General features: G+C 36.4%; 23 protein-coding genes. 19 read left to right on the forward strand and 4 right to left on the reverse strand.

What is annotated here, in order from left to right; translation table 11 throughout:
- Positions 1 to 11: 11 nt before the first annotated feature.
- Complete coding sequence (gene ilvA / locus OZX61_RS05475) at positions 12 to 1,544, reverse strand: threonine ammonia-lyase, biosynthetic (RefSeq protein WP_195771660.1); 1,533 nt, start codon at positions 1,542 to 1,544, stop codon at positions 12 to 14.
- 118 nt (positions 1,545 to 1,662) lie between these two features.
- Between ilvA and rpiA the strand changes: the two genes are divergently transcribed.
- From rpiA to OZX61_RS05520, 9 genes are all read left to right on the forward strand, one after another.
- Positions 1,663 to 2,334 (forward strand): ribose-5-phosphate isomerase RpiA, encoded by a 672-nt coding sequence (gene rpiA, locus OZX61_RS05480; protein ID WP_195771661.1) that lies wholly within the window; start codon positions 1,663 to 1,665, stop codon positions 2,332 to 2,334.
- Between the two features lie 3 nt (positions 2,335 to 2,337).
- Complete coding sequence (locus OZX61_RS05485; RefSeq protein ID WP_277095564.1) at positions 2,338 to 2,994, forward strand: YgjP-like metallopeptidase domain-containing protein; 657 nt, start codon at positions 2,338 to 2,340, stop codon at positions 2,992 to 2,994.
- Between the two features lie 114 nt (positions 2,995 to 3,108).
- Entirely contained in the window at positions 3,109 to 4,155 is a 1,047-nt protein-coding gene (gene argC / locus OZX61_RS05490; protein ID WP_277095565.1) for an N-acetyl-gamma-glutamyl-phosphate reductase, read from the forward strand.
- 55 nt (positions 4,156 to 4,210) lie between these two features.
- Complete coding sequence (locus OZX61_RS05495) at positions 4,211 to 4,957, forward strand: DUF6776 family protein (RefSeq protein WP_195771664.1); 747 nt, start codon at positions 4,211 to 4,213, stop codon at positions 4,955 to 4,957.
- 17 nt (positions 4,958 to 4,974) lie between these two features.
- Complete coding sequence (gene clpS / locus OZX61_RS05500; RefSeq protein ID WP_195771671.1) at positions 4,975 to 5,379, forward strand: ATP-dependent Clp protease adapter ClpS; 405 nt, start codon at positions 4,975 to 4,977, stop codon at positions 5,377 to 5,379.
- 9 nt (positions 5,380 to 5,388) lie between these two features.
- Entirely contained in the window at positions 5,389 to 7,665 is a 2,277-nt protein-coding gene (clpA, locus tag OZX61_RS05505; RefSeq protein WP_277095566.1) for an ATP-dependent Clp protease ATP-binding subunit ClpA, read from the forward strand.
- 18 nt (positions 7,666 to 7,683) lie between these two features.
- A complete protein-coding gene (locus tag OZX61_RS05510; RefSeq protein ID WP_195771666.1) occupies positions 7,684 to 8,028 on the forward strand; it encodes a YnfA family protein in 345 nt (114 codons plus the stop codon).
- A 147-nt stretch (positions 8,029 to 8,175) separates the two neighbouring features.
- Positions 8,176 to 8,373: a hypothetical protein gene (locus OZX61_RS05515; protein WP_277095567.1), complete on the forward strand. Its 198-nt coding sequence runs from the start codon at positions 8,176 to 8,178 to the stop codon at positions 8,371 to 8,373.
- Between the two features lie 61 nt (positions 8,374 to 8,434).
- On the forward strand, positions 8,435 to 9,109 hold the full coding sequence (locus tag OZX61_RS05520; RefSeq protein ID WP_277095568.1) for an RluA family pseudouridine synthase: 675 nt from the start codon (positions 8,435 to 8,437) through the stop codon (positions 9,107 to 9,109).
- Between the two features lie 38 nt (positions 9,110 to 9,147).
- Here OZX61_RS05520 and OZX61_RS05525 read toward each other — a convergent pair whose 3' ends face one another.
- Positions 9,148 to 10,452 (reverse strand): MFS transporter, encoded by a 1,305-nt coding sequence (locus OZX61_RS05525; protein WP_277095569.1) that lies wholly within the window; start codon positions 10,450 to 10,452, stop codon positions 9,148 to 9,150.
- A gap of 340 nt (positions 10,453 to 10,792) precedes the next feature.
- Between OZX61_RS05525 and OZX61_RS05530 the strand changes: the two genes are divergently transcribed.
- Together OZX61_RS05530 and ykgO are read left to right on the forward strand one after the other, a co-directional pair.
- Positions 10,793 to 10,966, forward strand: a complete 174-nt coding sequence (locus OZX61_RS05530) for a hypothetical protein (protein WP_195772329.1) — start codon at positions 10,793 to 10,795, stop codon at positions 10,964 to 10,966.
- A 99-nt stretch (positions 10,967 to 11,065) separates the two neighbouring features.
- The gene (ykgO, locus tag OZX61_RS05535; protein WP_023272165.1) at positions 11,066 to 11,191 is read left to right on the forward strand and encodes a type B 50S ribosomal protein L36; all 126 of its coding nucleotides are present in this window, start codon (positions 11,066 to 11,068) and stop codon (positions 11,189 to 11,191) included.
- A gap of 61 nt (positions 11,192 to 11,252) precedes the next feature.
- Here ykgO and OZX61_RS05540 read toward each other — a convergent pair whose 3' ends face one another.
- Complete coding sequence (locus OZX61_RS05540) at positions 11,253 to 12,017, reverse strand: hypothetical protein (protein ID WP_277095570.1); 765 nt, start codon at positions 12,015 to 12,017, stop codon at positions 11,253 to 11,255.
- 135 nt (positions 12,018 to 12,152) lie between these two features.
- Here OZX61_RS05540 and uvrB point away from each other — a divergent pair, with 135 nt between their 5' ends.
- The 5 genes from uvrB (at position 12,153) to proB (ending at position 18,429) form a co-directional block, all read left to right on the forward strand.
- Positions 12,153 to 14,168, forward strand: a complete 2,016-nt coding sequence (gene uvrB / locus OZX61_RS05545; protein ID WP_277095571.1) for an excinuclease ABC subunit UvrB — start codon at positions 12,153 to 12,155, stop codon at positions 14,166 to 14,168.
- 133 nt (positions 14,169 to 14,301) lie between these two features.
- Positions 14,302 to 14,826, forward strand: a complete 525-nt coding sequence (locus tag OZX61_RS05550; RefSeq protein WP_228284771.1) for a lipocalin family protein — start codon at positions 14,302 to 14,304, stop codon at positions 14,824 to 14,826.
- A 139-nt stretch (positions 14,827 to 14,965) separates the two neighbouring features.
- Positions 14,966 to 15,925: an EamA family transporter RarD gene (rarD, locus tag OZX61_RS05555; protein ID WP_195772333.1), complete on the forward strand. Its 960-nt coding sequence runs from the start codon at positions 14,966 to 14,968 to the stop codon at positions 15,923 to 15,925.
- Between the two features lie 145 nt (positions 15,926 to 16,070).
- Positions 16,071 to 17,279, forward strand: a complete 1,209-nt coding sequence (cgtA, locus tag OZX61_RS05560) for an Obg family GTPase CgtA (RefSeq protein ID WP_277095572.1) — start codon at positions 16,071 to 16,073, stop codon at positions 17,277 to 17,279.
- A 16-nt stretch (positions 17,280 to 17,295) separates the two neighbouring features.
- On the forward strand, positions 17,296 to 18,429 hold the full coding sequence (gene proB, locus OZX61_RS05565) for a glutamate 5-kinase (protein WP_195772335.1): 1,134 nt from the start codon (positions 17,296 to 17,298) through the stop codon (positions 18,427 to 18,429).
- 46 nt (positions 18,430 to 18,475) lie between these two features.
- Here proB and OZX61_RS05570 read toward each other — a convergent pair whose 3' ends face one another.
- Positions 18,476 to 18,685 carry a hypothetical protein gene (locus OZX61_RS05570; protein ID WP_195772336.1) on the reverse strand — a complete coding sequence of 70 codons (210 nt, stop codon included), beginning with the start codon at positions 18,683 to 18,685 and terminating at the stop codon, positions 18,476 to 18,478.
- Between the two features lie 169 nt (positions 18,686 to 18,854).
- On the opposite strand from OZX61_RS05570, the gene OZX61_RS05575 reads away from it, so the two are divergent.
- Genes OZX61_RS05575 through OZX61_RS05585 form a run of 3 tightly spaced genes read left to right on the forward strand, consistent with a single transcriptional unit; the run spans position 18,855 to position 21,310 of the window.
- Positions 18,855 to 20,051: a DUF1615 family protein gene (locus OZX61_RS05575; protein ID WP_277095573.1), complete on the forward strand. Its 1,197-nt coding sequence runs from the start codon at positions 18,855 to 18,857 to the stop codon at positions 20,049 to 20,051.
- 2 nt (positions 20,052 to 20,053) lie between these two features.
- Positions 20,054 to 20,671: an HAD-IB family phosphatase gene (locus OZX61_RS05580; RefSeq protein ID WP_277095574.1), complete on the forward strand. Its 618-nt coding sequence runs from the start codon at positions 20,054 to 20,056 to the stop codon at positions 20,669 to 20,671.
- Between the two features lie 24 nt (positions 20,672 to 20,695).
- The gene (locus tag OZX61_RS05585) at positions 20,696 to 21,310 is read left to right on the forward strand and encodes a LysE family translocator (protein ID WP_277095575.1); all 615 of its coding nucleotides are present in this window, start codon (positions 20,696 to 20,698) and stop codon (positions 21,308 to 21,310) included.
- Positions 21,311 to 21,431 lie beyond the last annotated feature (121 nt).

Below are 21,431 nucleotides of genomic sequence, written 5' to 3' on the forward strand. Positions count from 1 at the left end.
AAATAAGATAGTTATTTTAAGAAACGCTTATAACCTAAATTATCCGTTACTTCTTGGTATGGATAGCTAATGTTTTTAAGAGTTTCTATCAGGTCATCCTCGCCATGACTATTTAACTCAGACTGTAGACCAACCAACACACGGCCTTCTGCAGCACCGTGGTTACGGTAGTGGAAAAGCGTAATATTGTGGGTAGGGCCAAGTCTTTCTAAAAATGTCAGTAAGGCACCTGGTCTTTCAGGAAACTCGACTCTAAATAGACGTTCGTTTTGTTGCGCATGTCCACCAATTAAGTAACGAATATGTAATTTCGCAACTTCATCATTAGATAAATCGTCAACATCATAATGCGTTTCTAATGTATGGAGAATTTCTTTTCGCTCTGTATCGCCATCTTTTAAACTAACACCCGCAAATACTTGTGCGGTGTGATTGTCGTTTACACGGTAATTAAACTCAGTAATATTACGACCTTGTAGTGTGCGACAAAAATTTAAGAAAGCACCTTTTTCCTCTGGAATTGTTACCGCATAAATTGCTTCACGGCGTTCCCCAAGTTCTGTACGTTCTGCAATATAGCGTAGGCGATCAAAATTCATGTTTGCGCCACATACAATTGAAACAATATTTTTGCCTTCCAATTGGTGTGCTTTGACATATTTTTTGATACCTGCTAGCGCCATTGCACCAGAAGGCTCTACAATACTACGTGTTTCATCAAACGTATCTTTAACAGCAGCACATATTTCATCTGTATTTACGAGTACAACATCTTTTTCAACAATAGGTGTACCGTCTGATTTTGTCTTACGTAGAATCTCAAAAGGAATTTCACCAATTCGTGCGACAGCAGTTCCATCTGCAAATAATCCAACGTGAGATAAAGTAACACGCTCATTGGTTTCAAAAGCTGCTTTTAAACAAGCAGATTCTTCATATTCGACAGGAATGACTTTGACATGGGGTGCGATTTCGGCAAAATATGCTGCAATTCCTGAAATAAGTCCACCACCACCAACAGCAACAAAGATATAATCTACTTCACGCCATTGGCGCAAAATCTCGTTCGCAATTGTTCCTTGTCCTGCAATGACCAGTTCATCATCGTAAGGAGGTACAAAAACAAGTCCCTCGTTCTCTGCGCGTTGCATTGCATATCTATTTGCAATATCAAAAGAGTCGCCGTGTAAAACAACTTCGCCACCTAAGCGTTTTACCGCCTGTACTTTAATATCTGGTGTTGTAATTGGCATAACAATAATGGCACGAATACCTAGTTTTTTTCCAGATAAAGCCACGCCCTGAGCATGGTTTCCTGCTGAAGCACAAATGACACCGCGTTTTCGTTGTTCTTCTGAAAGCTGGCTAATACGGTTATATGCACCACGTAGTTTAAAAGAGAAAACTGGCTGTAGATCTTCGCGTTTTAAACGAATGTTGTTGTTAATTTTTTGACTAATTCGTGGAGCTGCTTCGAGAGGAGATTCAATGGCAACATCGTATACAGTTGCTTGTAAAATTTGTCTGACCAAGCGAAACAACATGGTTATCTTCCGTTTAACAGTTTAAAATAGGGATGAATTGAAATAAACACTGTATATGATTAGGTCGAATAATCAACCTAATTCTTTCATCAACCTAAAAATTTTGAGTAATCTTTATATGAGTTTATATGCAAACCAAGATGCAAAGAAGCAAGCAGCCGCCAAAGCTGCATTGAAACACTTACCTCAAGGAGGCATTTTAGGTGTAGGGACAGGAAGCACAGTAAACTTTTTAATTGATTTATTGCCTGAATTAGAATTGAAGGGTGCAGTGGCTAGCTCTGAAGCAACGGCAGAGCGCTTAAAAAAATTAGGCATAGACGTTGTAGATATGAATCAGGTTGGTGGTTTAGATGCGTATGTCGATGGCGCAGATGAAATTGATCGCCATTTACATATGATTAAAGGCGGTGGTGCGGCATTAACACGTGAAAAAATTGTTGCATCAATTGCAAAGAAATTTGTATGTATTGTGGATGATTCTAAATGGGTAGGACAGTTGGGGCATGACTTTCCTTTACCGATTGAGGTAATTCCAATGGCACGTTCTGCTGTGGCACGTAAAATTGTCACGCTTGGTGGTGATCCTGCTTACCGTGAAGGTGTAGTAACAGACAATGGTAATGTGATTATTGATGTACATAATCTAAATATTTTAGATGCACTTGAATTAGAGCGCACGATCAATGATATTCCTGGTGTTGTTACTAATGGCATATTTGCTTTAAATAAAGCTGATATTGCAGTGGTCGCAACAGATAGCGGTATTGAAGAGCGTTTTGCTGAATAAGTAATGACTTTATCTGATTTACCAGAAATTAAGATTATTCGACATGCTAGCGCAAAACAAATGCGCTTGCGTGTCTACCCCAATCAGATTAAATTAACTGTTCCTAAAGTTTGCTCCCAACGATATATTCAGGATTTTTTAAATCAATCTGAGGAATGGCTTTTAGAGACATGGGAGAAAACTAAAAAAAAGCTCGTAGAAATACCCGATCAAATTGTATTATTTAATCGGAGCACTCCTTTAAAGATCTGCGTTCGTGAACAAAAAATGCCTTATTTTTTAGATGAATTGGCAAACATCCTTTTCTTACACCGCATTGAGGCTTTAAAAGACTTTATTTTGTTTTATGCTAAAAAGCATCTCACAGAATATTTAAAACAAATCTCTTTAGAAACAAATATGCTATACCATGGCTCACAGGTGAGATGGGTAAAAAGTCGCTGGGGGAGTTGCAATCAGCAGCACAAAATCATGCTAAACGCTATATTGGTACTTTTACCTATAAATTTAGTACGCTATGTATGTGTGCATGAATTGGCTCATACCATTTATTTTAATCACAGTTCTTTGTTTTGGAAACAGGTCGAAAAGTATGATGACCATTATTCGCTGCACAGAAAGAGTTTAAAATTATTTCATTGGCCACATTGGCTTCTATAATGATATAGATGGCAGTGAAAAATATGATCTAGTGTATAAAAATATATTTAGAAAAAATAAGCTTCCTGTCATACTAAGATGTTTTTTAAATAAAATGAATTTGAGGTAGTACAAGTGATTTCAGTTGGCATAGTTGGTGGTACAGGTTATACGGGTGTTGAATTACTTAGACTTTTACTCAGACATCCGAATGTAACAGTGCGTGTACTTACTTCTCGAACTGAGGCTGGGAAGCGTGTATGTGATATGTTTCCAAGTTTACGCGGCCATACTGATCTGACATTTTCAGATTTAGACACGGATGTATTAAAATCTTGTGATGTCGTATTTTTTGCAACTCCGCATGGTGTAGCGATGAAATATGCACAAGCGTTGGTTGATGCAAATACAAAAGTAATTGATTTGGCTGCCGACTTTAGACTACAGAATCTAGAAGATTTTGAAAAATGGTATGGAATGGCACATGAGTGTCCAGAGCTATTAAAGTCTTCGATATATGGTTTATCTGAATTAAATCGTGAAAAAATTAAAAATGCACAAGTTATCGGGAATCCTGGATGTTACCCAACCACAGTACAGTTAGGATTAGCACCTTTACTTAAAACTAAAAACTTAATAGAAACCAAAAGTATTATTGTAGATGCGAAATCTGGTGTTTCGGGTGCTGGTCGTAAAGCAAGTATGGGTATGATTTATACTGAAAATGCTGATAGCTTTAAGGCATACAGCGTGTCTGGACATCGTCATCAGCCTGAAATTATTGAGGCTTTAGAAAATATTTCTGGACAAAAAAAGGCATTTGATCATTTGGTATTTGTACCACATTTGGTTCCTATGATTCGTGGCATGTTAAGTACAATTTATGTAGACTTAACACAAGAAGGTGATGATTTAGATATTCAGGCATTCTATGAAGCTTTTTATAAAAATGAATTGTTTGTAGATGTAATGCCTCAGGGGTCTTTACCAGAAACACGCAGTGTACGTGGGGCAAATGAATTGAGAATCGCTTTATATAAGCCACAACCTAAGAAGCTTGTTATTGTCGTTATTCAAGACAATCTTGTAAAAGGTGCTGCAGGACAAGCTGTACAAAATATGAATTTAATGTGCGGACTCGCTGAAGAAACGGGTTTAACAGGAATTGCACTATCACCTTAAGTTTGAAAAGCACTCACTACAGTGCTGTAGTGAGTGTATTATGTTGAGCATAAAAATGACACAAAAGACGCTTGAGCAGAATCCTTTAGATTCACAAAAAATAAAAAAACCTAATTTCATGCAAGCCCATAAATTTATTTTACTGGCAAGCCTTATTTTATTTATAGGTGGTGGTGCACTTGGTTATTCGGTCGGACACCGTCAAGGTTTAACAGTTGTTGGTTATGAAGCCAATGCTGAAGAGCTTATGGAAATTGTTCAAAAGCAGAAAGATACCCTTTCTACATTGAACAAAAATTTAAATATGGCTATACAAGAGCGAGATGTCGCTTTAAGTAATACCACACATTTGACACATGCGCTTAATGAAGGGAAAGCAGACTTGGGTATTGCTCAGACGCAAAGTCAGATTTACAGAAGTATCTTACGCCAAAGAGGTGGTGTAAGTTTAATGGTTCAAAATCTAGGTGTGAGACCACTGCCTGAAAATGTGTTTGAATACCAATTAGATTTACTACAAGTCAGTTCTAAAAAGGCTTCTGGTACTGTCGAACTTAGACTTATTCGTGGGGGAGAAGTTTTAGCTATTCCTATGGAAAATAAGCATTTTGAGTTTGAGAGTTTTCAACGTCTTACAGGTCGTTGGACAATGCCAAAAGGTTTTGTACCACAATTTATTGAGGTACGTGTTAATGGTGGACTGACTGAAATTAAACGTTTTAACTGGTTGAAAGGAAAAGAAATCGAAAGTCCTTCGGCATTTGTATCCGATATTCCTCAAGCTGAGGCCAAAGTTCAGTAATTATGAAGTTAAACTCTATGCGTCATCTAAAGAAAAAGGTAAATTTAAATGAAGTGAAAGCTTCATTTCAGCAGTCAGGTTATACAGATTGGCATTTAAACATGTCAGGTGAAGATCACCATGAAGAGGGTGATCTTGATGTAAAAACTGCACCACCAGAATTTAAGGTTCCGCCTTTATATATGGTGGTTTTACTGAATGATGACTATACCCCAATGGATTTTGTTATTGAAATTTTACAAGATTTCTTTGCAATGAATCTTGACCAAGCCACTCAAGTAATGCTAACTGTACATTATGAAGGGAAAGGCATTGCAGGTGTTTATCCTAGAGATATTGCTGAGACCAAAGCCAATCAAGTAAATAATTATGCTCGATCACAAGGTCATCCATTACTTTGTCAAATTGAGCCAAAACAATAAGGGGATTGTATGCTTAGTCGTCAATTAGAGGTATCTTTACGTTTGGCTGTGAGTTTAGCTAGACAAAAAAGACATGAATTTTTAACAGTTGAACATTTATTACTTGCATTATTAGACAATGATTCTGCTGTAAATGCATTAAAGTCATGCGGGGCAGACATTACAACGCTCAGAAAAGAGCTTGAAGAGTATATTGAAAAACATACGCCTAAATTGGCTGAGAATAGTGAGCAGGCACCGCATCCAACGGAAAGCTTTGACCGTATTTTACAACGTGCGATTTTTCATGTGCAATCGAGTGGTGGAAGTAGAGCCGTAGAGGGTGCAGATGTATTGGTTGCAATGTATTCTGAAAGAGATACGTTTGCTGTTTATTTATTAAAACGTCATCAAATTAATCGTGTGACACTGACACAATATTTATCTCATGGCGGAAACAAAGAAGAGCTAAAAGTAGAAGGTGAAACAGAAGAACTAGATGGTGAACATACGACATCTACTGCTGCAAACCCACTTGAAGTATATACGGTTAATTTGAATGTCGAGGCTTCTAAAGGTAAAACGGATCCATTAATTGGTCGAGAAAAAGAAGTTGAGCGCGCAGCACAGATTTTATGTCGTCGCCGTAAAAATAACCCGCTATTGGTGGGCGATCCTGGTGTAGGTAAAACTTCTATTGCAGAGGGATTGGCGTGGCTCATTGTAAATGGTAAAGCACCAAAACCACTCAGTCAGGCAGAAATTTATAGTTTAGATATTGGTGCATTGGTTGCAGGTACAAAATATCGTGGCGATTTTGAGAAGCGTTTAAAGCAATTGTTAAATGGACTCAAGAAAAATCCAAATGCGATTTTATTCATCGACGAAATTCATATGATTATTGGTGCTGGTTCAAGTATGGGCAGTACGATGGATGCATCGAATTTGATTAAGCCTGCGTTAGCCAATGGAACGTTGCGTTGTATTGGATCTACAACGTTTCAAGAGTATCGCCAAGTTTTTGAAAAAGACCATGCATTGTCACGTCGATTCCAGAAAATTGATGTAAATGAACCAAGTGTTGGTGAAACAATTGAAATATTACGTGGCTTGAAATCCAAGTTTGAAGAGTTTCATCATGTTAAATATGATGATCAGGCACTGGTTTCTGCTGTCGAATTATCTTCTAAGTTTATTAACGATCGATTCCTGCCTGATAAGGCAATTGATGTGATTGATGAAGCTGGTGCTCAGCGACGTTTAAAAACTGAAGAAGAAAATACGCAAATTACTGTAGATAATATTGAAGACATTATTTCTAAAATTGCGCGAATTCCTGCAAAAACAGTATCTAAAGACGATAAAGCAGTTTTGCAATATCTAGAGCGTGATTTAAAACGTGTTGTTTTTGGTCAGGATGAAGCAATTACGGCATTGGCTTCTGCAATCAAGTTGTCTAGAGCAGGCCTAAAATCACCCGACAAACCTGTGGGAAGTTTCGTTTTTGCGGGGCCAACAGGTGTAGGTAAGACAGAAGTAACTAAACAACTTGCTAAGTTACTTGGTGTAGAACTTATTCGTTTCGATATGTCTGAATATATGGAAAGACATGCTGTATCACGCTTAATTGGTGCGCCTCCAGGTTATGTTGGGTTTGATCAGGGTGGCTTGTTAACTGATGCTGTACATAAAAATCCTCATAGTATTCTGTTACTAGATGAGATTGAAAAAGCACATCCCGATGTTTTTAATCTACTTTTACAGATTATGGATCATGGATCACTTACAGATAATAATGGTCGTAAATCTGACTTCCGAAATATAATTTTAGTTCTGACTACAAACATTGGTGCTGAAAGTATTTCTAGATCGAGTATAGGGTTTATGGAGCAAGATCATAGCAATGATAACCAAGATGCAATGAAGAAAGCTTTCTCTCCAGAGTTTAGAAACCGTTTAGACAGTACAATCCAATTTAAAGCTCTACCACCGAGTGTTATAGAATCTGTGGTAGATAAATTCTTAACGGAGTTACAAGCACAACTTGATGAGAAGAAAGTATTTCTAGATGTAGATGAGAGCGCACGTAATTGGATGGCTGCAGAGGGATACGATCGCCTCATGGGTGCCCGTCCAATGCAACGCCTTATTCAAGAGCATTTGAAAAAACCATTGGCTGAAATGATTCTATTTGGAGAGTTGGCAGACAATGGTGGTAATGTTGCAGTGACAGTGAAAAAGGAAAATGATCGTCCGGTTGGGTTGCAGCTGACCATATTTGAGGATCAAATTACGACCCCTGCTTAGTACACATATAAGGTTGATATGTTTAATTTCGATATTCTAAAAACCTTGCAAGTTTTTGGACTGTTTTTTGTAACTGCAATTGCTGAGATATTGGGATGCTATTTCCCATATCTCATGTTTAACCAAGATAAAACGAAGTGGTTATGGATTCCGACAATTATTAGCTTATTGCTATTTGTCTGGCTGCTAACCTTACATCCTGCAGCATCTGGGAAAATATATGCAGCTTATGGTGGTATTTATGTTTTCACAGCACTATTGTGGTTAAGATTTGTCGATCAGATGCCACTAACATGGTGGGATATTGGTGGTGGTCTAATTGTAATGCTAGGAGCATGTATTATTATCCTGCAACCAAATTAAGGTTTGGTTGCTAAAATCTATTAAAATGCATTAAATTTCACAAAAAATAACAAAAATAGTTAAAAAGAACACATAATGGAGGGAGATTTTAGCAAAACTCGGAATAGAATAATAAAAATGTAATTTAAAAATTTGTGGAAAATATAAATGGCTGACCTTATTATTGAATTATTAGAGCCGATTAATTTAGAAAAAGAAGGATATAGTCCCGTAGTTTTTGATAAGGGAACTTTATTTAAAGTCGTATACGATTCTATGAATAGTCACTTGGTTCGTGCAGACAATGGACTAACATTTTCAATTGCAAAGCAAGACCGCGATCGTATTTGGCGTTACTTAGACTAATGATTGACAGTAGAATCACAGATTGCTATTTTGCTGAGCGATATTGTAATGACTGTTATTTATGGCTGTAATCACAAAAGAAAAATTTATTTATACGCCACCATTGGGTGAGCTACCTGTACTGTATGAAGATGAATATTTCATTGCTGTAGATAAGCCAGCAGGATTGTTATCTGTACCCGGACGTTTACCTGAACACCATGACAGTGCTTTTTTGAGACTACAGCATAACTTTCAAGCAATAAAAATAACCCATCGTTTAGATATGGCGACATCTGGAATATTACTTTTTGCCAAGCATCGCGATGCAGAAATTGCAATGAGCAAAATTTTTCAAAAGCGTGCAGTTGAAAAACAATACATAGCTTTGGTTCAGGGAAAGCTTTCTACTTCTGGTGAAGTAAACGCACCATTAATTACAGATTGGCCAAATCGACCTAAACAGAAAATTGATTTAGCAGAAGGAAAGCCTGCGCAAACATATTATAAACCTTTGGAATATAATACTATCAAAGGAATAACACGCGTTCAGTTAACACCGATTACTGGACGATCACATCAGTTGCGTATTCATATGATGCATATAGGCCATCCGATTTGTGGTGACCAGTTTTATCATCCTGAGCCTCATTTGTGTGAATTTAAGCGAATGGCTTTGCATGCTCATAAGTTGTCTTTTATACATCCATTTATTGAAGATCAGGAGTTGAACATTATTTCACCTGTACCATTTTAAGCAAAGCACGATACAAAGAAGTATCGTGCTTTATATGTTTAATCTATATTTTGGTGTTTAGTTTCCTTAATTGCTGAAAAAGCCAGTAAGGACAAAACAGCGGCTACACATAAATAGTAGCCTACAAAAGATGCGCCATAATTTGTTGCAAGATTATTGGCAATAAGCGGTGCAAAAGATGCACCCAAAATACCTGCTAAATTAAAAGAAAGTGCAGAGCCTGTATAGCGAATTGAAGTTGGATAAATTTCAGATAAAATTGTGCCGATAGGACCATAGGTTAAGCCCATGATAGATAATCCAATACATAAGAAAATGGTCATAACCACTGGTTGATCGGGTACTAGGAAATACTGGAAACTAAGTCCAAAAACTGCAACTAAAAAACAAATACAGATAGAAGTTTTTCTACGACCAAATTTTTCTGCAAGTATAGCAGAGATAGGAATAAATATACCAAAACAAACCGTCGCAAGAAGTTGCATTTTTAACATGTCAGCACGTGAGTAGCCTAAGGCAGTTGTCCCCCAGTTTAATGCAAATACGGTCATTAAATAGAATAATACAAAGGTACACACAGCGCCTATTGTTCCTAGAAATAACGTTTTTCCATGTTGGGAAAAAACTGTTTTAAAAGGAATTGTTGTTTCTTTCTGTTTGGTTAAAACACGTTGAAAAGCAGGTGTTTCATGTAATTTTAAGCGAATGTATAAACCTAAAAAGACAAGAACAGCACTTGCAATAAATGGAATACGCCATCCCCATTGTAAAAAGTTTTCGTTCGACATGGTCGCACCTAATATTAAAAAAGCGCCAGATGCTAAAATAAAACCAATAGGTGCGCCAAGTTGTGGAAACATACCATACCAAGCACGCTTTCCTTCTGGTGCGTTTTCTGTTGCAAGTAGAACAGCACCGCTCCATTCGCCACCTAATCCAAGTCCTTGACATAAACGACAAATAATAAGCAAAAGCGGTGCAAAAATACCTATATGAGCATAGGTTGGGAGTAGTCCAATACAAACAGTTGAAAGCCCCATAAGTAAAAGTGCTGCAACTAATGTCGATTTTCTTCCAATTCGATCACCTAAGTGCCCAAATACTGCTGCGCCAATAGGGCGAGCAATAAATGCAACAGCAAAAACTGCAAGAGATTGTAAGGTCGCTGCGCCACCGCTACTTGCAGGAAAGAAAAGGTGTGGAAACACCAGCACGGCTGCGGTTGCATAAATGTAAAAGTCAAAAAATTCAATGGTTGTCCCGACTAGGCTTGCAAGTAGAACACGTGTTTTTGAATTGTGAGTAGTAGGTATAGAATCGTTGTTAGACGCTGAATATTCCATAGGGAACCACACTGATCATAAAAAGTTTTTTAGTTGGTATAAGCTTTTGAAGCTAAATGATAGTATTTATTATGAAGTATTTTATGAGAATATATTACGCAATATTTTATTTATTTTGGGCAGCATTAGAATTTTTTTCTATTTATAGTTCATATTTGTGTGATTTTTTTCAGTTTAAATATATCTAATAAAAATCATATTAATTTGGTTTAGATGGCGAAAAAGGGTAAGGAAAAATATTTAATATTTCTTTTGCTATAAAATGATATATTTAAAAGTTCGTTATTTTCATAAAAAAAGATTAAAATAGTCCAAAGATGTATTGAATGTTGTAAGTGATATGAGCCAGACCAAAGCAAAAAAACCTGCTGTAAAACTTCCTTTTCCTATGAAGAAAGATGAAATGGACAAAGATACAGAAGCACATAATCAAGTAAGACCGAAACCTGAACAATATGCAGATCGGACTTGGATGCCTCCTAGAGGAACTCGTCGCTCCATGGGTAAGCGCTAAATATATCAATAGAGGTTATTGAAATTAATTCTCATTAACCTCTATTTTTTTAGAGTACCTTGTGTTATGTTATAACATATACTTTATGGAGTTTATTTTATGCAAGTATTATCATCACTAAAAAGTGCAAAACGCCGTTCAGCAGATTGTCAAATTGTTCGTCGTCGTGGAAAGCTTTACGTTATTTGTAAGTCAAATCCTCGATTTAAAGCTCGTCAAGGTTAAAATGCACGGTACCATTAAAAATAAAAAGTGAGCATTGTCTCACTTTTTTATTAAGTTTGTTTTATGAATGATCTATTGGATGTTTTAATATTTTTTTCCCTTTCCATAAATCTATGAAGTCCTTTTCATTAAATTCGTAAATTTCCATAAAGATAAGTATCAGACTGGAAATCCACTGCTCTTTATTTTCAGGTGAGTATAGCTCTGGAATCTTGGATTTGACCTGATAAGTAATATCATCAATTTCGTATGTTCTATTTCTTCCATAACGATCGGTTGGAAAGATATCTTCATCTAAAATTTTATTTATAAGTGGTTTATAGGTTCCATCTATCTCTAGTAAATTTTTCTCAGTTTCTTCTTTATATTGTATAAAAAACTGATGGATAAAAGATTGTGTTAAAGGTGGGTAAATAGTTTGGATATTTTCCTCTAAAAAAACTTGAAATGATTCGGGTAGAATAACGTTATTAGAAATACCTTTAAATAGAGGCGCAATTTTAGAGACGGGATTACCTGCTAGACCACAGCCTAAAGCTGTAATAAAGTACATTGTTGAAAGATGGTTTTGCGTATAAATTTTAAAATCGTCAATATAAGATGCAATTTCTTCACAACTAAGTGGAGCCAAGCTTCGATCGAGAGTAGGGATAGCAAAACTTTGTCCCATCCACCCACGACTTACACCTTTTACAGCACCAAAATGCTGTTGAGCAATTCTTGCACCACCTTCTTCATGTCTTCCTGCTAAATCGCTTCCAAAAACAAAAATATGGTTTTCAGGTAAAGATTTAATGATGTGTTCATCGTGATACTGATATCGCATGCTTAGACTCATTCAGATACTTTCTTTTCATTTTATAATGTGATTGATCCACCTATCCGTCAAGATATATCCTTGAAGATTAAAAAATCAGTACAATATATATAAAAGCTTATAAACAAATAAAGAGAGATAAGAGTGAGTGATCATCAACCTTTTGAACTTGTAACAACCTATGAGCCAGCAGGAGACCAGCCTCAGGCAATTGAAAAACTCGTATCAGGTGTAAAAAAGGGGATGAAGAATCAACTGTTACTTGGTGTGACAGGGTCTGGAAAGACATATACTATGGCAAATGTAATTGCAGAGTTACAACGACCGACCATTATTATGGCACATAATAAAACACTCGCTGCACAGCTGTATGGAGAGTTTAAATCTTTCTTTCCTCATAATGCTGTTGAATATTTTGTAAGCTACTATGACTATTATCAACCAGAAGCTTATGTACCTTCTTCAGACACTTTTATTGAAAAAGATGCTGCGATTAATGATCATATTGATCAGATGAGATTGTCTGCCACACGTGCATTATTAGAAAGAAAAGACGCAATTATTATTGCATCTGTCTCAGCGATCTATGGTTTAGGTGATCCTGAAGCATATATGCAGATGTTATTGCATATTGTCGAAAATGACCGTACAAGTCGTGATGATATTATTCGTCGATTGGTAGAAATGCAGTATACACGTAACGATTTGGAGTTTTTACGCGGGACCTATCGTATACGTGGAGAGATTATTGATATTTTTCCAGCAGAATCAGAGCAATATGCGATTCGTATTGAACTTTTTGATGATGAGGTTGATTCAATAAGATGGTTTGATCCAATTAATGGGAAAATGATTCGGAAAGTACCTCGTGTGACGATTTATCCAAAAAGTCACTATGTAACGCCTAAAGATAATTTACAACGCGCCATTGGTACAATTAAAGATGAGCTGAAAGACCGTATAGCGTTTTTAAAAGCCCATGACAAACTGCTTGAGGCACAGCGTATTGAGCAAAGAACACGTTATGATTTAGAAATGATGCAACAGCTTGGTTATACCAATGGGATTGAAAATTATTCACGACATTTGTCTGGTCGAGATGAAGGTGCTGCACCACCAACACTTTTTGACTATATTCCTGAAGACGCATTGTTAATTATTGATGAGTCTCATGTAACAATTCCTCAGATTGGCGCAATGTATAAAGGTGACCGTTCTAGAAAAGAAAATTTAGTGAATTATGGTTTCCGTTTACCAAGTGCATTGGATAACCGTCCTATGAAGTTTGAAGAGTGGGAACGTATTACTCCAACGACTTTGTATGTGAGTGCAACGCCTGCAATATATGAGTTAGAGCATGCAGAACAGGTGGTAGAGCAAGTCGTTCGACCAACAGGATTAATTGACCCTGAAATAGAAGTACGCCCTGTATTAACACAAGTCGATGATGTGTTGTCTGAAATTAATTTACGCCGTGAGCAAGATGAGCGTGTTTTGATTACAACTTTGACTAAACGGATGGCTGAGGATCTAACTTCTTATTTAAAAGAATATGGGATTAAAGTTGCTTATTTACATTCAGATATTGATACCGTAGAGCGTGTTAAAATTATTCATGAACTACGTTCTGGTATTCATGACGTTTTAGTCGGTATTAACTTACTCCGTGAGGGGTTAGATATGCCAGAGGTTTCGCTTGTTGCAATTTTAGATGCAGATAAAGAAGGGTTTTTGCGATCAGAGCGTTCACTCATTCAAACTATAGGTCGTGCTGCGCGTAATATTAAAGGTAAAGCTATTTTATATGCAGACCGCATTACTGACTCAATGCGAAAAGCAATGGATGAAACCGAACGTCGTCGTGAAAAGCAGTTGGCCTTTAATGAAGAACATGGCATTACGCCACGAAGTGCTGTTAGACAGGTAGTTAAAGAGATTGATACTGGTGAAGTATTTGATGATGAAATACCTGTAGATATTCCAGTAAATTCTAAGCTAAGTGCAGATGAACAGCATATTGTTTCTGATCCTAAATTACTGGCCAAGCATTTGGCAAAACTTGAGAAAGAGATGTTAAAAGCATCCAAAGAGCTACAGTTTGAGCAAGCTGCAAAAATACGTGATCAAATAGTGACTTTAAAATCTCATCTTTTACAGTGATCTATTTTGAGATTTACATAAAAGAAGTAGTTTACTGTCTGGTTTGTCGCTATGTTTTGAATATAAAGTGAGGAATATAATGATGAAAAAAAGTCACAAAATTTTATGTTTGATTGGTGGGGTTGTTGGTGTAATGTGCTTGTTTAATGCTGTGCAAGCCAATACACAAACGGTAAAACCACCGATCACAGCTGTACATAAGTTGGACCTTACTAAATATTTGGGAACATGGTATGAAATTGCTAGAAAACCAATGTATTTTCAACGCCAATGCCTTAAAGATGTACAAGCAACCTATACATTAAATGTGAATGGAAACGTAGATGTTGAAAATTCATGCTTAAAACAAGGCGATGTTCGCAGTGTGGCTAAAGGTGAGGCATTTATTATGAATCCGCCGTACGATAGTCAACTGAAAGTAAGTTTTCTTCCAGATTCAATACGATGGTTACCTATAGGACGAGGTGATTACTGGGTGCTGAAAATTGATGAAAACTATCAAACAGTCATGGTGGGCGATCCAGCTAGGAAGTATTTATGGATACTTGCTAGAACACCTCATATTCACCCAGACGTTTGGCACGAGTATTTAAATTATGCTAAAGAAATTGGATATGATGTGAGTGATTTACACATTACAGAACAAACTGAAAGATAGTTGAATTCTTAAGGGAATATTAGACTAAATATATTTGGGTTTTTACTTGGTTTTAAAAACTAAATCATCTAGTTTAAGTGCGTTAGGTTATACCAACCTAACGCACTTTTCGTTCTACAGCTTGGAGTAGAGGTTTTATATGCTTAAAGGGATTTTGCTATCTGTTTTAGCCTCTAGTGTGTTTGGAATTTTATATTTCTATAGTCAGCTATTACATGCTTTTGATGGTTCGCAGGTGTTTGGTTGGCGTGTCATTTCTTTTTTACCATTTCTCACCTTATTTATGTGGCTTAGTCGTGACCTACATTATATTTCAGAGATTTTTCAAAGAATTTTAAAACAACCTCAGCTTATTTTAGGTGTGATTGGAACCGCGATATTGGGTGGGTTTCAATTGTGGTTGTTCTTATGGGGGCCTATGCATGGTAGAGGCATGCAAGTTTCTTTAGGATATTTTTTACTGCCTTTAGTTCTCGTACTTATTGGTGCTTTATTTTATAAAGAAAAATTATCTAACTTTCAGAAAATTGCTGTTGCTTGTGCAATTTTAGGTGTAGGCCATGAAATTTGGAAAGTTGGAAGCATTGCTTGGGAAACTGCACTGGTTGCTTTTGGTTATTCTGCCTACTTCTTTTTACGTAAAATTATAAAAACAGATCATCTAGGTGGGTTCTGGTTAGATAATATTTTAGCACTTCCTATAGCAATTTATTTTGTATCTACTTGGCAGGGTGGTTCACTCGGTACCATACTTTCATCACATCTAATTTTTATTATTACTGGACTGGGTATATTAAGTGCTATTGGATTGGGCTCATATATTTTAGCAAGTCGATATTTACCTATGGTTTTATTTGGACTACTTAGCTATTTAGAGCCTGTATTACTAGCACTCGCTTCACTCATGATCGGAGAAAAAATTAGTGGTGCTGAATTATTTACTTATATTCCAATTTGGTGTGCAGTTGCGATTTTGGTTTTTGAGGGTGTTTACCATATTTACAAACAACAACGCCGTCATGAAGATTTATTACTAAAAGTAGAAAAGCTTCCCAAGAGATTAAAGCGTGCACGTAAGCAACAAGATAAAGCCAGTTAAAACATATTTTCATCTAAAATTATTAAATTTATGCATGTTCGTGTAAATAGTATGCGGATATAAAAATAATTCACCATATCAATATTCATGAAATCAGGTACAATATGCCACAATAGTTTGTTTTATAGAATCAGAGGATTGGCAGATGCGCTTTGTTGATGAAGCAGTCATTACCGTAGAGGCTGGCGACGGAGGCAATGGCGTGGCCAGTTTTCGCCGTGAGAAGTTTGTACCGTTTGGTGGGCCTGATGGTGGCGATGGTGGTCGAGGTGGAAGTGTATACATACAAGCCGATGAAAATACCAGCACATTAGTTGACTTCCGTTATACTCGTAGATTCCGTGCAGAACGTGGGAAAAATGGTTCGGGTGCAAACTGTGCAGGGCGTGGTGCACCTGACGTTATACTATATGTTCCTGTAGGTACGACCATTGTAGATACAGATTCAGGTGATATCATTGGTGATCTAGTAGCGCAAGGCCAACGTGTCTTAGTTGCACAAGGTGGCAATGGTGGTTTAGGAAATACACATTTCAAATCTTCTACGAACCGCGCACCACGTAAATTTACGACAGGTATTAAAGGCGAATTCAGAGAAATTCGTTTAGAACTGAAAGTTCTTGCAGACGTAGGTTTACTTGGAATGCCAAATGCGGGTAAATCTACATTTATTCGTGCAGTTTCTGCTGCAAAACCAAAAGTTGCTGACTATCCATTTACTACAATGGTACCTAACTTAGGTGTTGTCGATGCAGACCGTCATCGCTCTTTTGTTATGGCTGATATTCCAGGGCTTATTGAAGGCGCTTCAGATGGTGCAGGTTTAGGTATTCGTTTCTTAAAACACCTTGCAAGAACAAGAATCCTTTTACATATTGTCGATGTGCAACCTATTGATGGTTCTGACCCTACACATAATGCAAAAGCAATTCTGAATGAACTGAAAAAATTCTCACCAACACTTTCGAAGCTTCCAGTTGTTCTTGTTTTAAATAAACTTGATCAATTGGATGAAGCAACACGTGACGAATGGTGTGACTATATTCTAAATGAATTACAGTGGGATGGTCCGACATTTAAGACTTCAGGTCTACTAGAAAGTGGTACTAAAGAAGTTGTGTATTACTTAATGGATCAAATTGAGCAACAGCGTGAAAGAGAGCTTGAAGATCCTGAGTATGCTGCACAAATGAAGGCTTTCCGTGATCAATTAGAAGAAGAAACTCGTGAGCAAACACTTGCGGCTAAAGAAGCATATCGTGCACAGCGTCGTGCGCAACGTTTAGGTTTAGACGATGAAGACGACGACAATGACGATGATGATAACGAAATGGAAGTATATTACGTACGTTAAGTACGATTGAGGAGATATGATTAAGGTAGTAGATGGGCAACGCCAGCTCGAAAATTGTAAGCGAATCGTTGTTAAAATTGGCTCATCCTTGCTTACGGCAAATGGCCAAGGTTTAGATATTGATGCAATTACCCATTGGGTGCATCAGATTGCCAAATTGCATAACGCTGGACATGAAATTATTCTTGTTTCTTCTGGTGCTGTTGCAGAAGGCATGGTTCGTATGAAACTTACCGAGCGACCCTCAGACCTACCTAGTCTCCAAGCATGTGCAGCTATTGGTCAAATGGGACTTGTGCAGACATGGTCTTCTATTTTAGAAGAACATGATATTCAAACTGCACAAGTTTTATTAACACATGACGATTTGACGGATCGTCAACGCTATTTAAACTCTTGCGACGCATTACAACATTTAATAGATTGGCGTGTGATTCCAGTCATTAATGAAAATGATACGGTATCTACAGGTGATATTAAGTTTGGTGATAATGATACGCTTGCAGCCATGGTTGCAGGTCAGGTCAATGCAGACTTACTTATTATTTTGACTGATCAACAGGGTATGTTTAATGCAGATCCTCGCTCAAATCCTGATGCACAACTACTGTCTACAGTACCTGCATTAGATGAAGAATTGTTTAGCATGGCTGGTGGAGGTGGTGCTTTAGGAACTGGTGGTATGGTGACTAAAGTAAAAGCTGCACGGTTAGCCGCGCGTTCTGGTTGCCCAACCATTGTTGCAAGTGGAGAGCGTGACGAAGTGCTATCTAAGCTTATGGCAGGAGATGAGCTTGGAACATTATTTGTTGCAGATAGCGATCCAATTACTGCACGTCAACAGTGGCTTGCAGCACACTCTCAAACAGCCGGATGCTTAGTTTTAGATAATGGTGCGGTTGAAGCTATTACATTAAAACACCGTAGCTTACTACCTGTTGGTGTTCGTTTTATTGAAGGCGAATTCGAACGTGGGGATGTTGTAGAGTGTGTAGATTTAAAAGGTAAACGAGTTGCTGTAGGTATAGTAAATTTTAGTTCACGCTATGCCGATATTGTGAAGGGGCTTTCTTCAGAAAAAGTACAACAAGTGTTGGGTGAGGTTCGTTCATTTGAAATGATTCACCGTAACCACATGGCAATTTATTGAACAAGTAAAAAAAGACCATATACATAATCGTGTATGGTCTTTTTATTTAATTTTTGTTGTGATAATTCACACTAATATCAAAAATTGGATTACCTTCTTGGTCATTTACAGTGACTGAGCCTTCGTGGAATATAGAGATTAAAGCGCCTGTTAAAAGTAAACTATCGTAGGTCATATCTTTTTCGATAGGGTTGCCATTTTGATCTTTACTACGTAGTGATATTTTGGGTTCTGTTTCGGATAAATGTAATTTCATAAAAAATAAAAGATTTTGAATCTCTAAAAATTATACAAATAAATACGAGTTTTACAAAATTGTGCTGCGTTTATTTTAATCAATAAAAGCAATATACTTTCATAATAAAAAAAATTACAATGCGCAATTATGGCTTATTCTGGCTATGTCTTGGGTTTTATTGTTCTATATGAAAAATTCTTTTCTATTTTCTCGTATTTCTTTAATAGTTTTATTATCTACAGGTTTAATGGCTTGTGGTGGGCATTCTGTTTTATCATCAGATGATGATTCCATCATGAATACAAAGCAAATAAAATCTCTCATTCCTTCACATGTCCGCCAAAGAGATTCATGGGCACATGATATGAATGAAATTATGGATACTTTAAAAATAGAAAAGTCTAAAGAGAATGTCTGTAGCATTGTTGCCATTGTAGATCAAGAATCTAATTTTATAGCTAATCCTCAGGTGCCAGGTTTAGGTCAAAAGGCGATTAAGGAAGTACATAATAGACTAGAAGAAAAGTTTACCGATAAATTGGGGGATAAGCTAGGTCGAGCAGTTGCTGTATACTTCCAAGATGTTTTAAAAAATCAACCTACACCGAATAACAGTTATTTAAGCCAAATGAAAAAGGTGAAAACAGAAAAAGACTTAGACATATTGTATCGTCAAATTTTTGACTATATGACAAAACATTACCATGTGAGCGCAATTACAGGCGTCGCAAAATTTGTTGGCCAAGATATCGGTGAGCGTATGAATCCAATTACGACTTTGGGCTCTATGCAAGTGCAGGTGAGTTATGCTCAAGAATATAATCGAAATAATTTGAATATTTATCAGTTGAGAGATGATTTATATACGCAATATGGTGGATTGTATTATGGTATACATCGTTTAATGTTGTATTCGACGGATTACAACAAACCGATTTACCGATTTGCAGATTATAATTCAGGTATGTATTCTAGTCGTAATGCTGCATTTCAGCAAAGTCTTAAAAAACTTACAAAAATGGACTTAGCTTTAGATGGCGATTTATTGCTTTATAATAAAGATGGTAAGCCGCAAAATGCCAAAAGTCAGTCTGAAATTGCATTAACTAAACTATTTAGTGAGAATGGTATTATTATTACTCCTAAAAAACTACGTGCAGACTTAAAAGAGGAGAAAGAGCAATCATTTGAGAATACACAATCTTATCTTGCTGTACAAAAACTATATCAAGAAAAAACAGGTAAGAAGCCACCCTATGCGATTATGCCAGAAGTGATTATTTCTGGACCTAAATTAAGTAGAGAATATAATACAAACTGGTATGCCACACGTGTAAATACAAGATATGAATCTTGTATGCGACGCGCTAGAAATTTACATTAAATATGAAAAAACAATCACTCGCATTATTTGATTTTGATGGAACTCTTTACTTAAGAGATAGTTTTACTAAATTTATTTTTTATGTTTTAAAGTCTCATTATGTTATTGCAAAAGGAATTGCACTTATTCCATGGGTAAAAAAGTACTATTTAAATTTGTATCCTGCTCCAGATATGAGAAAAAAACTTTTTTATACAATGTTTGAAGGCCTAGATGCAAAACAGATTCATGCTGATGGTGAAAACTATGCAAAAACTTTATTGGCAGATTTTAATCCTATTTTATGGGCACAGTTAAAACAACATCAGGCTTTGGGTCATCGAATTGTTCTTGTATCTGCTTCTGTGGATCTATATTTGAAACCTTTATGTGATTTACTAGATATTGATCTTATTTGCTCTAAAGTAGAGACAGTAAATGGTTTGCTTACTGGACTCTATATGGGGGAAGACTGCAGTAGCGATGAAAAGAAAAAACAAATTATGAAAAAATATGCCATTAATGATTATGATATCGTGTATGGATATGGAAATACGCATGAGGATCATGCGATGTTGTCGCTTGCTCATCATAGTTTTATTGTTGGGAAAGATGATAAATTACCAAGAATTTCTAATTAATATCAGGGCAAAGGATGGCATGGCGTGATTGAATTATTTATCCCTTTTCTTGTGGCAATTTTCGTTTTAACGATTACACCTGGTTTAGATACAACCTTAATTATTAGAACAGCCAGTTTAGAAACTCAATCGAAAGCAATGCAAACTGCTATGGGTGTAAGCTTTGGTTGCATCGTTTGGGGAGCTATTGTGGCTTGTGGGTTAGGGGCATTACTTGCGACTTCTGCAGTTGCATTTAATATTTTAAAATGGATAGGAGCAATATACTTAAGTTGGCTTGGCATAAAAATGCTGTTGAATCCTAGATGTGCGATCGAAGATAATATTTTAGATAAAAAACAACAAAGAAACTGGTTTTTAAAAGGCTTTCTTACCAATATTTTAAATCCTAAAGTTGGTATATTTTATATTTCATTTTTACCTCAATTTATACCTAAAGGTGGAAACGTTGAGTTTTGGGTAATGTTGTTGGTATTAACGCATGTAATAATTGGCTTAATTTGGTCTTTTACACTTATTAAATTGATGAAGCCGATTTCAAAATATTTAAAGCAACCCCCTATTGTTAAAAACTTAGATCGGTTGACAGGATCAATCTTTATATTATTTGCAATAAAACTTGCAATGACTAAGCGCTAAATATGATGTTTTATTTGCACAATTTGCTGACAATAGTAATTTTGTTCTGAAGAGGACGTCATTTAAGTCATACTTTGTATGCAAAATATTCTGAAACCATTAAACAATTTTCTATAAAATC

The organism is Acinetobacter sp. ESL0695, from assembly GCF_029392135.1.
GTDB lineage: Bacteria > Pseudomonadota > Gammaproteobacteria > Pseudomonadales > Moraxellaceae > Acinetobacter > Acinetobacter pollinis.

What these genes read in the sequence shown, in the direction of transcription:
- ilvA (WP_195771660.1), bottom strand. Translation starts at nt 1,544, where the DNA reads ATGTTGTTTCGCTTGGTCAGACAAATTTTACAAGCAACTGTATACGAT.
- rpiA (WP_195771661.1), top strand. Translation starts at nt 1,663, where the DNA reads ATGAGTTTATATGCAAACCAAGATGCAAAGAAGCAAGCAGCCGCCAAA.
- OZX61_RS05485 (WP_277095564.1), top strand. Translation starts at nt 2,338, where the DNA reads ATGACTTTATCTGATTTACCAGAAATTAAGATTATTCGACATGCTAGC.
- OZX61_RS05495 (WP_195771664.1), top strand. Translation starts at nt 4,211, where the DNA reads ATGACACAAAAGACGCTTGAGCAGAATCCTTTAGATTCACAAAAAATA.
- clpS (WP_195771671.1), top strand. Translation starts at nt 4,975, where the DNA reads ATGCGTCATCTAAAGAAAAAGGTAAATTTAAATGAAGTGAAAGCTTCA.
- clpA (WP_277095566.1), top strand. Translation starts at nt 5,389, where the DNA reads ATGCTTAGTCGTCAATTAGAGGTATCTTTACGTTTGGCTGTGAGTTTA.
- OZX61_RS05510 (WP_195771666.1), top strand. Translation starts at nt 7,684, where the DNA reads ATGTTTAATTTCGATATTCTAAAAACCTTGCAAGTTTTTGGACTGTTT.
- OZX61_RS05515 (WP_277095567.1), top strand. Translation starts at nt 8,176, where the DNA reads ATGGCTGACCTTATTATTGAATTATTAGAGCCGATTAATTTAGAAAAA.
- OZX61_RS05520 (WP_277095568.1), top strand. Translation starts at nt 8,435, where the DNA reads ATGGCTGTAATCACAAAAGAAAAATTTATTTATACGCCACCATTGGGT.
- OZX61_RS05525 (WP_277095569.1), bottom strand. Translation starts at nt 10,452, where the DNA reads ATGGAATATTCAGCGTCTAACAACGATTCTATACCTACTACTCACAAT.
- OZX61_RS05530 (WP_195772329.1), top strand. Translation starts at nt 10,793, where the DNA reads ATGAGCCAGACCAAAGCAAAAAAACCTGCTGTAAAACTTCCTTTTCCT.
- ykgO (WP_023272165.1), top strand. Translation starts at nt 11,066, where the DNA reads ATGCAAGTATTATCATCACTAAAAAGTGCAAAACGCCGTTCAGCAGAT.
- OZX61_RS05540 (WP_277095570.1), bottom strand. Translation starts at nt 12,017, where the DNA reads ATGCGATATCAGTATCACGATGAACACATCATTAAATCTTTACCTGAA.
- OZX61_RS05550 (WP_228284771.1), top strand. Translation starts at nt 14,302, where the DNA reads ATGTGCTTGTTTAATGCTGTGCAAGCCAATACACAAACGGTAAAACCA.
- rarD (WP_195772333.1), top strand. Translation starts at nt 14,966, where the DNA reads ATGCTTAAAGGGATTTTGCTATCTGTTTTAGCCTCTAGTGTGTTTGGA.
- cgtA (WP_277095572.1), top strand. Translation starts at nt 16,071, where the DNA reads ATGCGCTTTGTTGATGAAGCAGTCATTACCGTAGAGGCTGGCGACGGA.
- proB (WP_195772335.1), top strand. Translation starts at nt 17,296, where the DNA reads ATGATTAAGGTAGTAGATGGGCAACGCCAGCTCGAAAATTGTAAGCGA.
- OZX61_RS05570 (WP_195772336.1), bottom strand. Translation starts at nt 18,685, where the DNA reads ATGAAATTACATTTATCCGAAACAGAACCCAAAATATCACTACGTAGT.
- OZX61_RS05575 (WP_277095573.1), top strand. Translation starts at nt 18,855, where the DNA reads ATGAAAAATTCTTTTCTATTTTCTCGTATTTCTTTAATAGTTTTATTA.
- OZX61_RS05580 (WP_277095574.1), top strand. Translation starts at nt 20,054, where the DNA reads ATGAAAAAACAATCACTCGCATTATTTGATTTTGATGGAACTCTTTAC.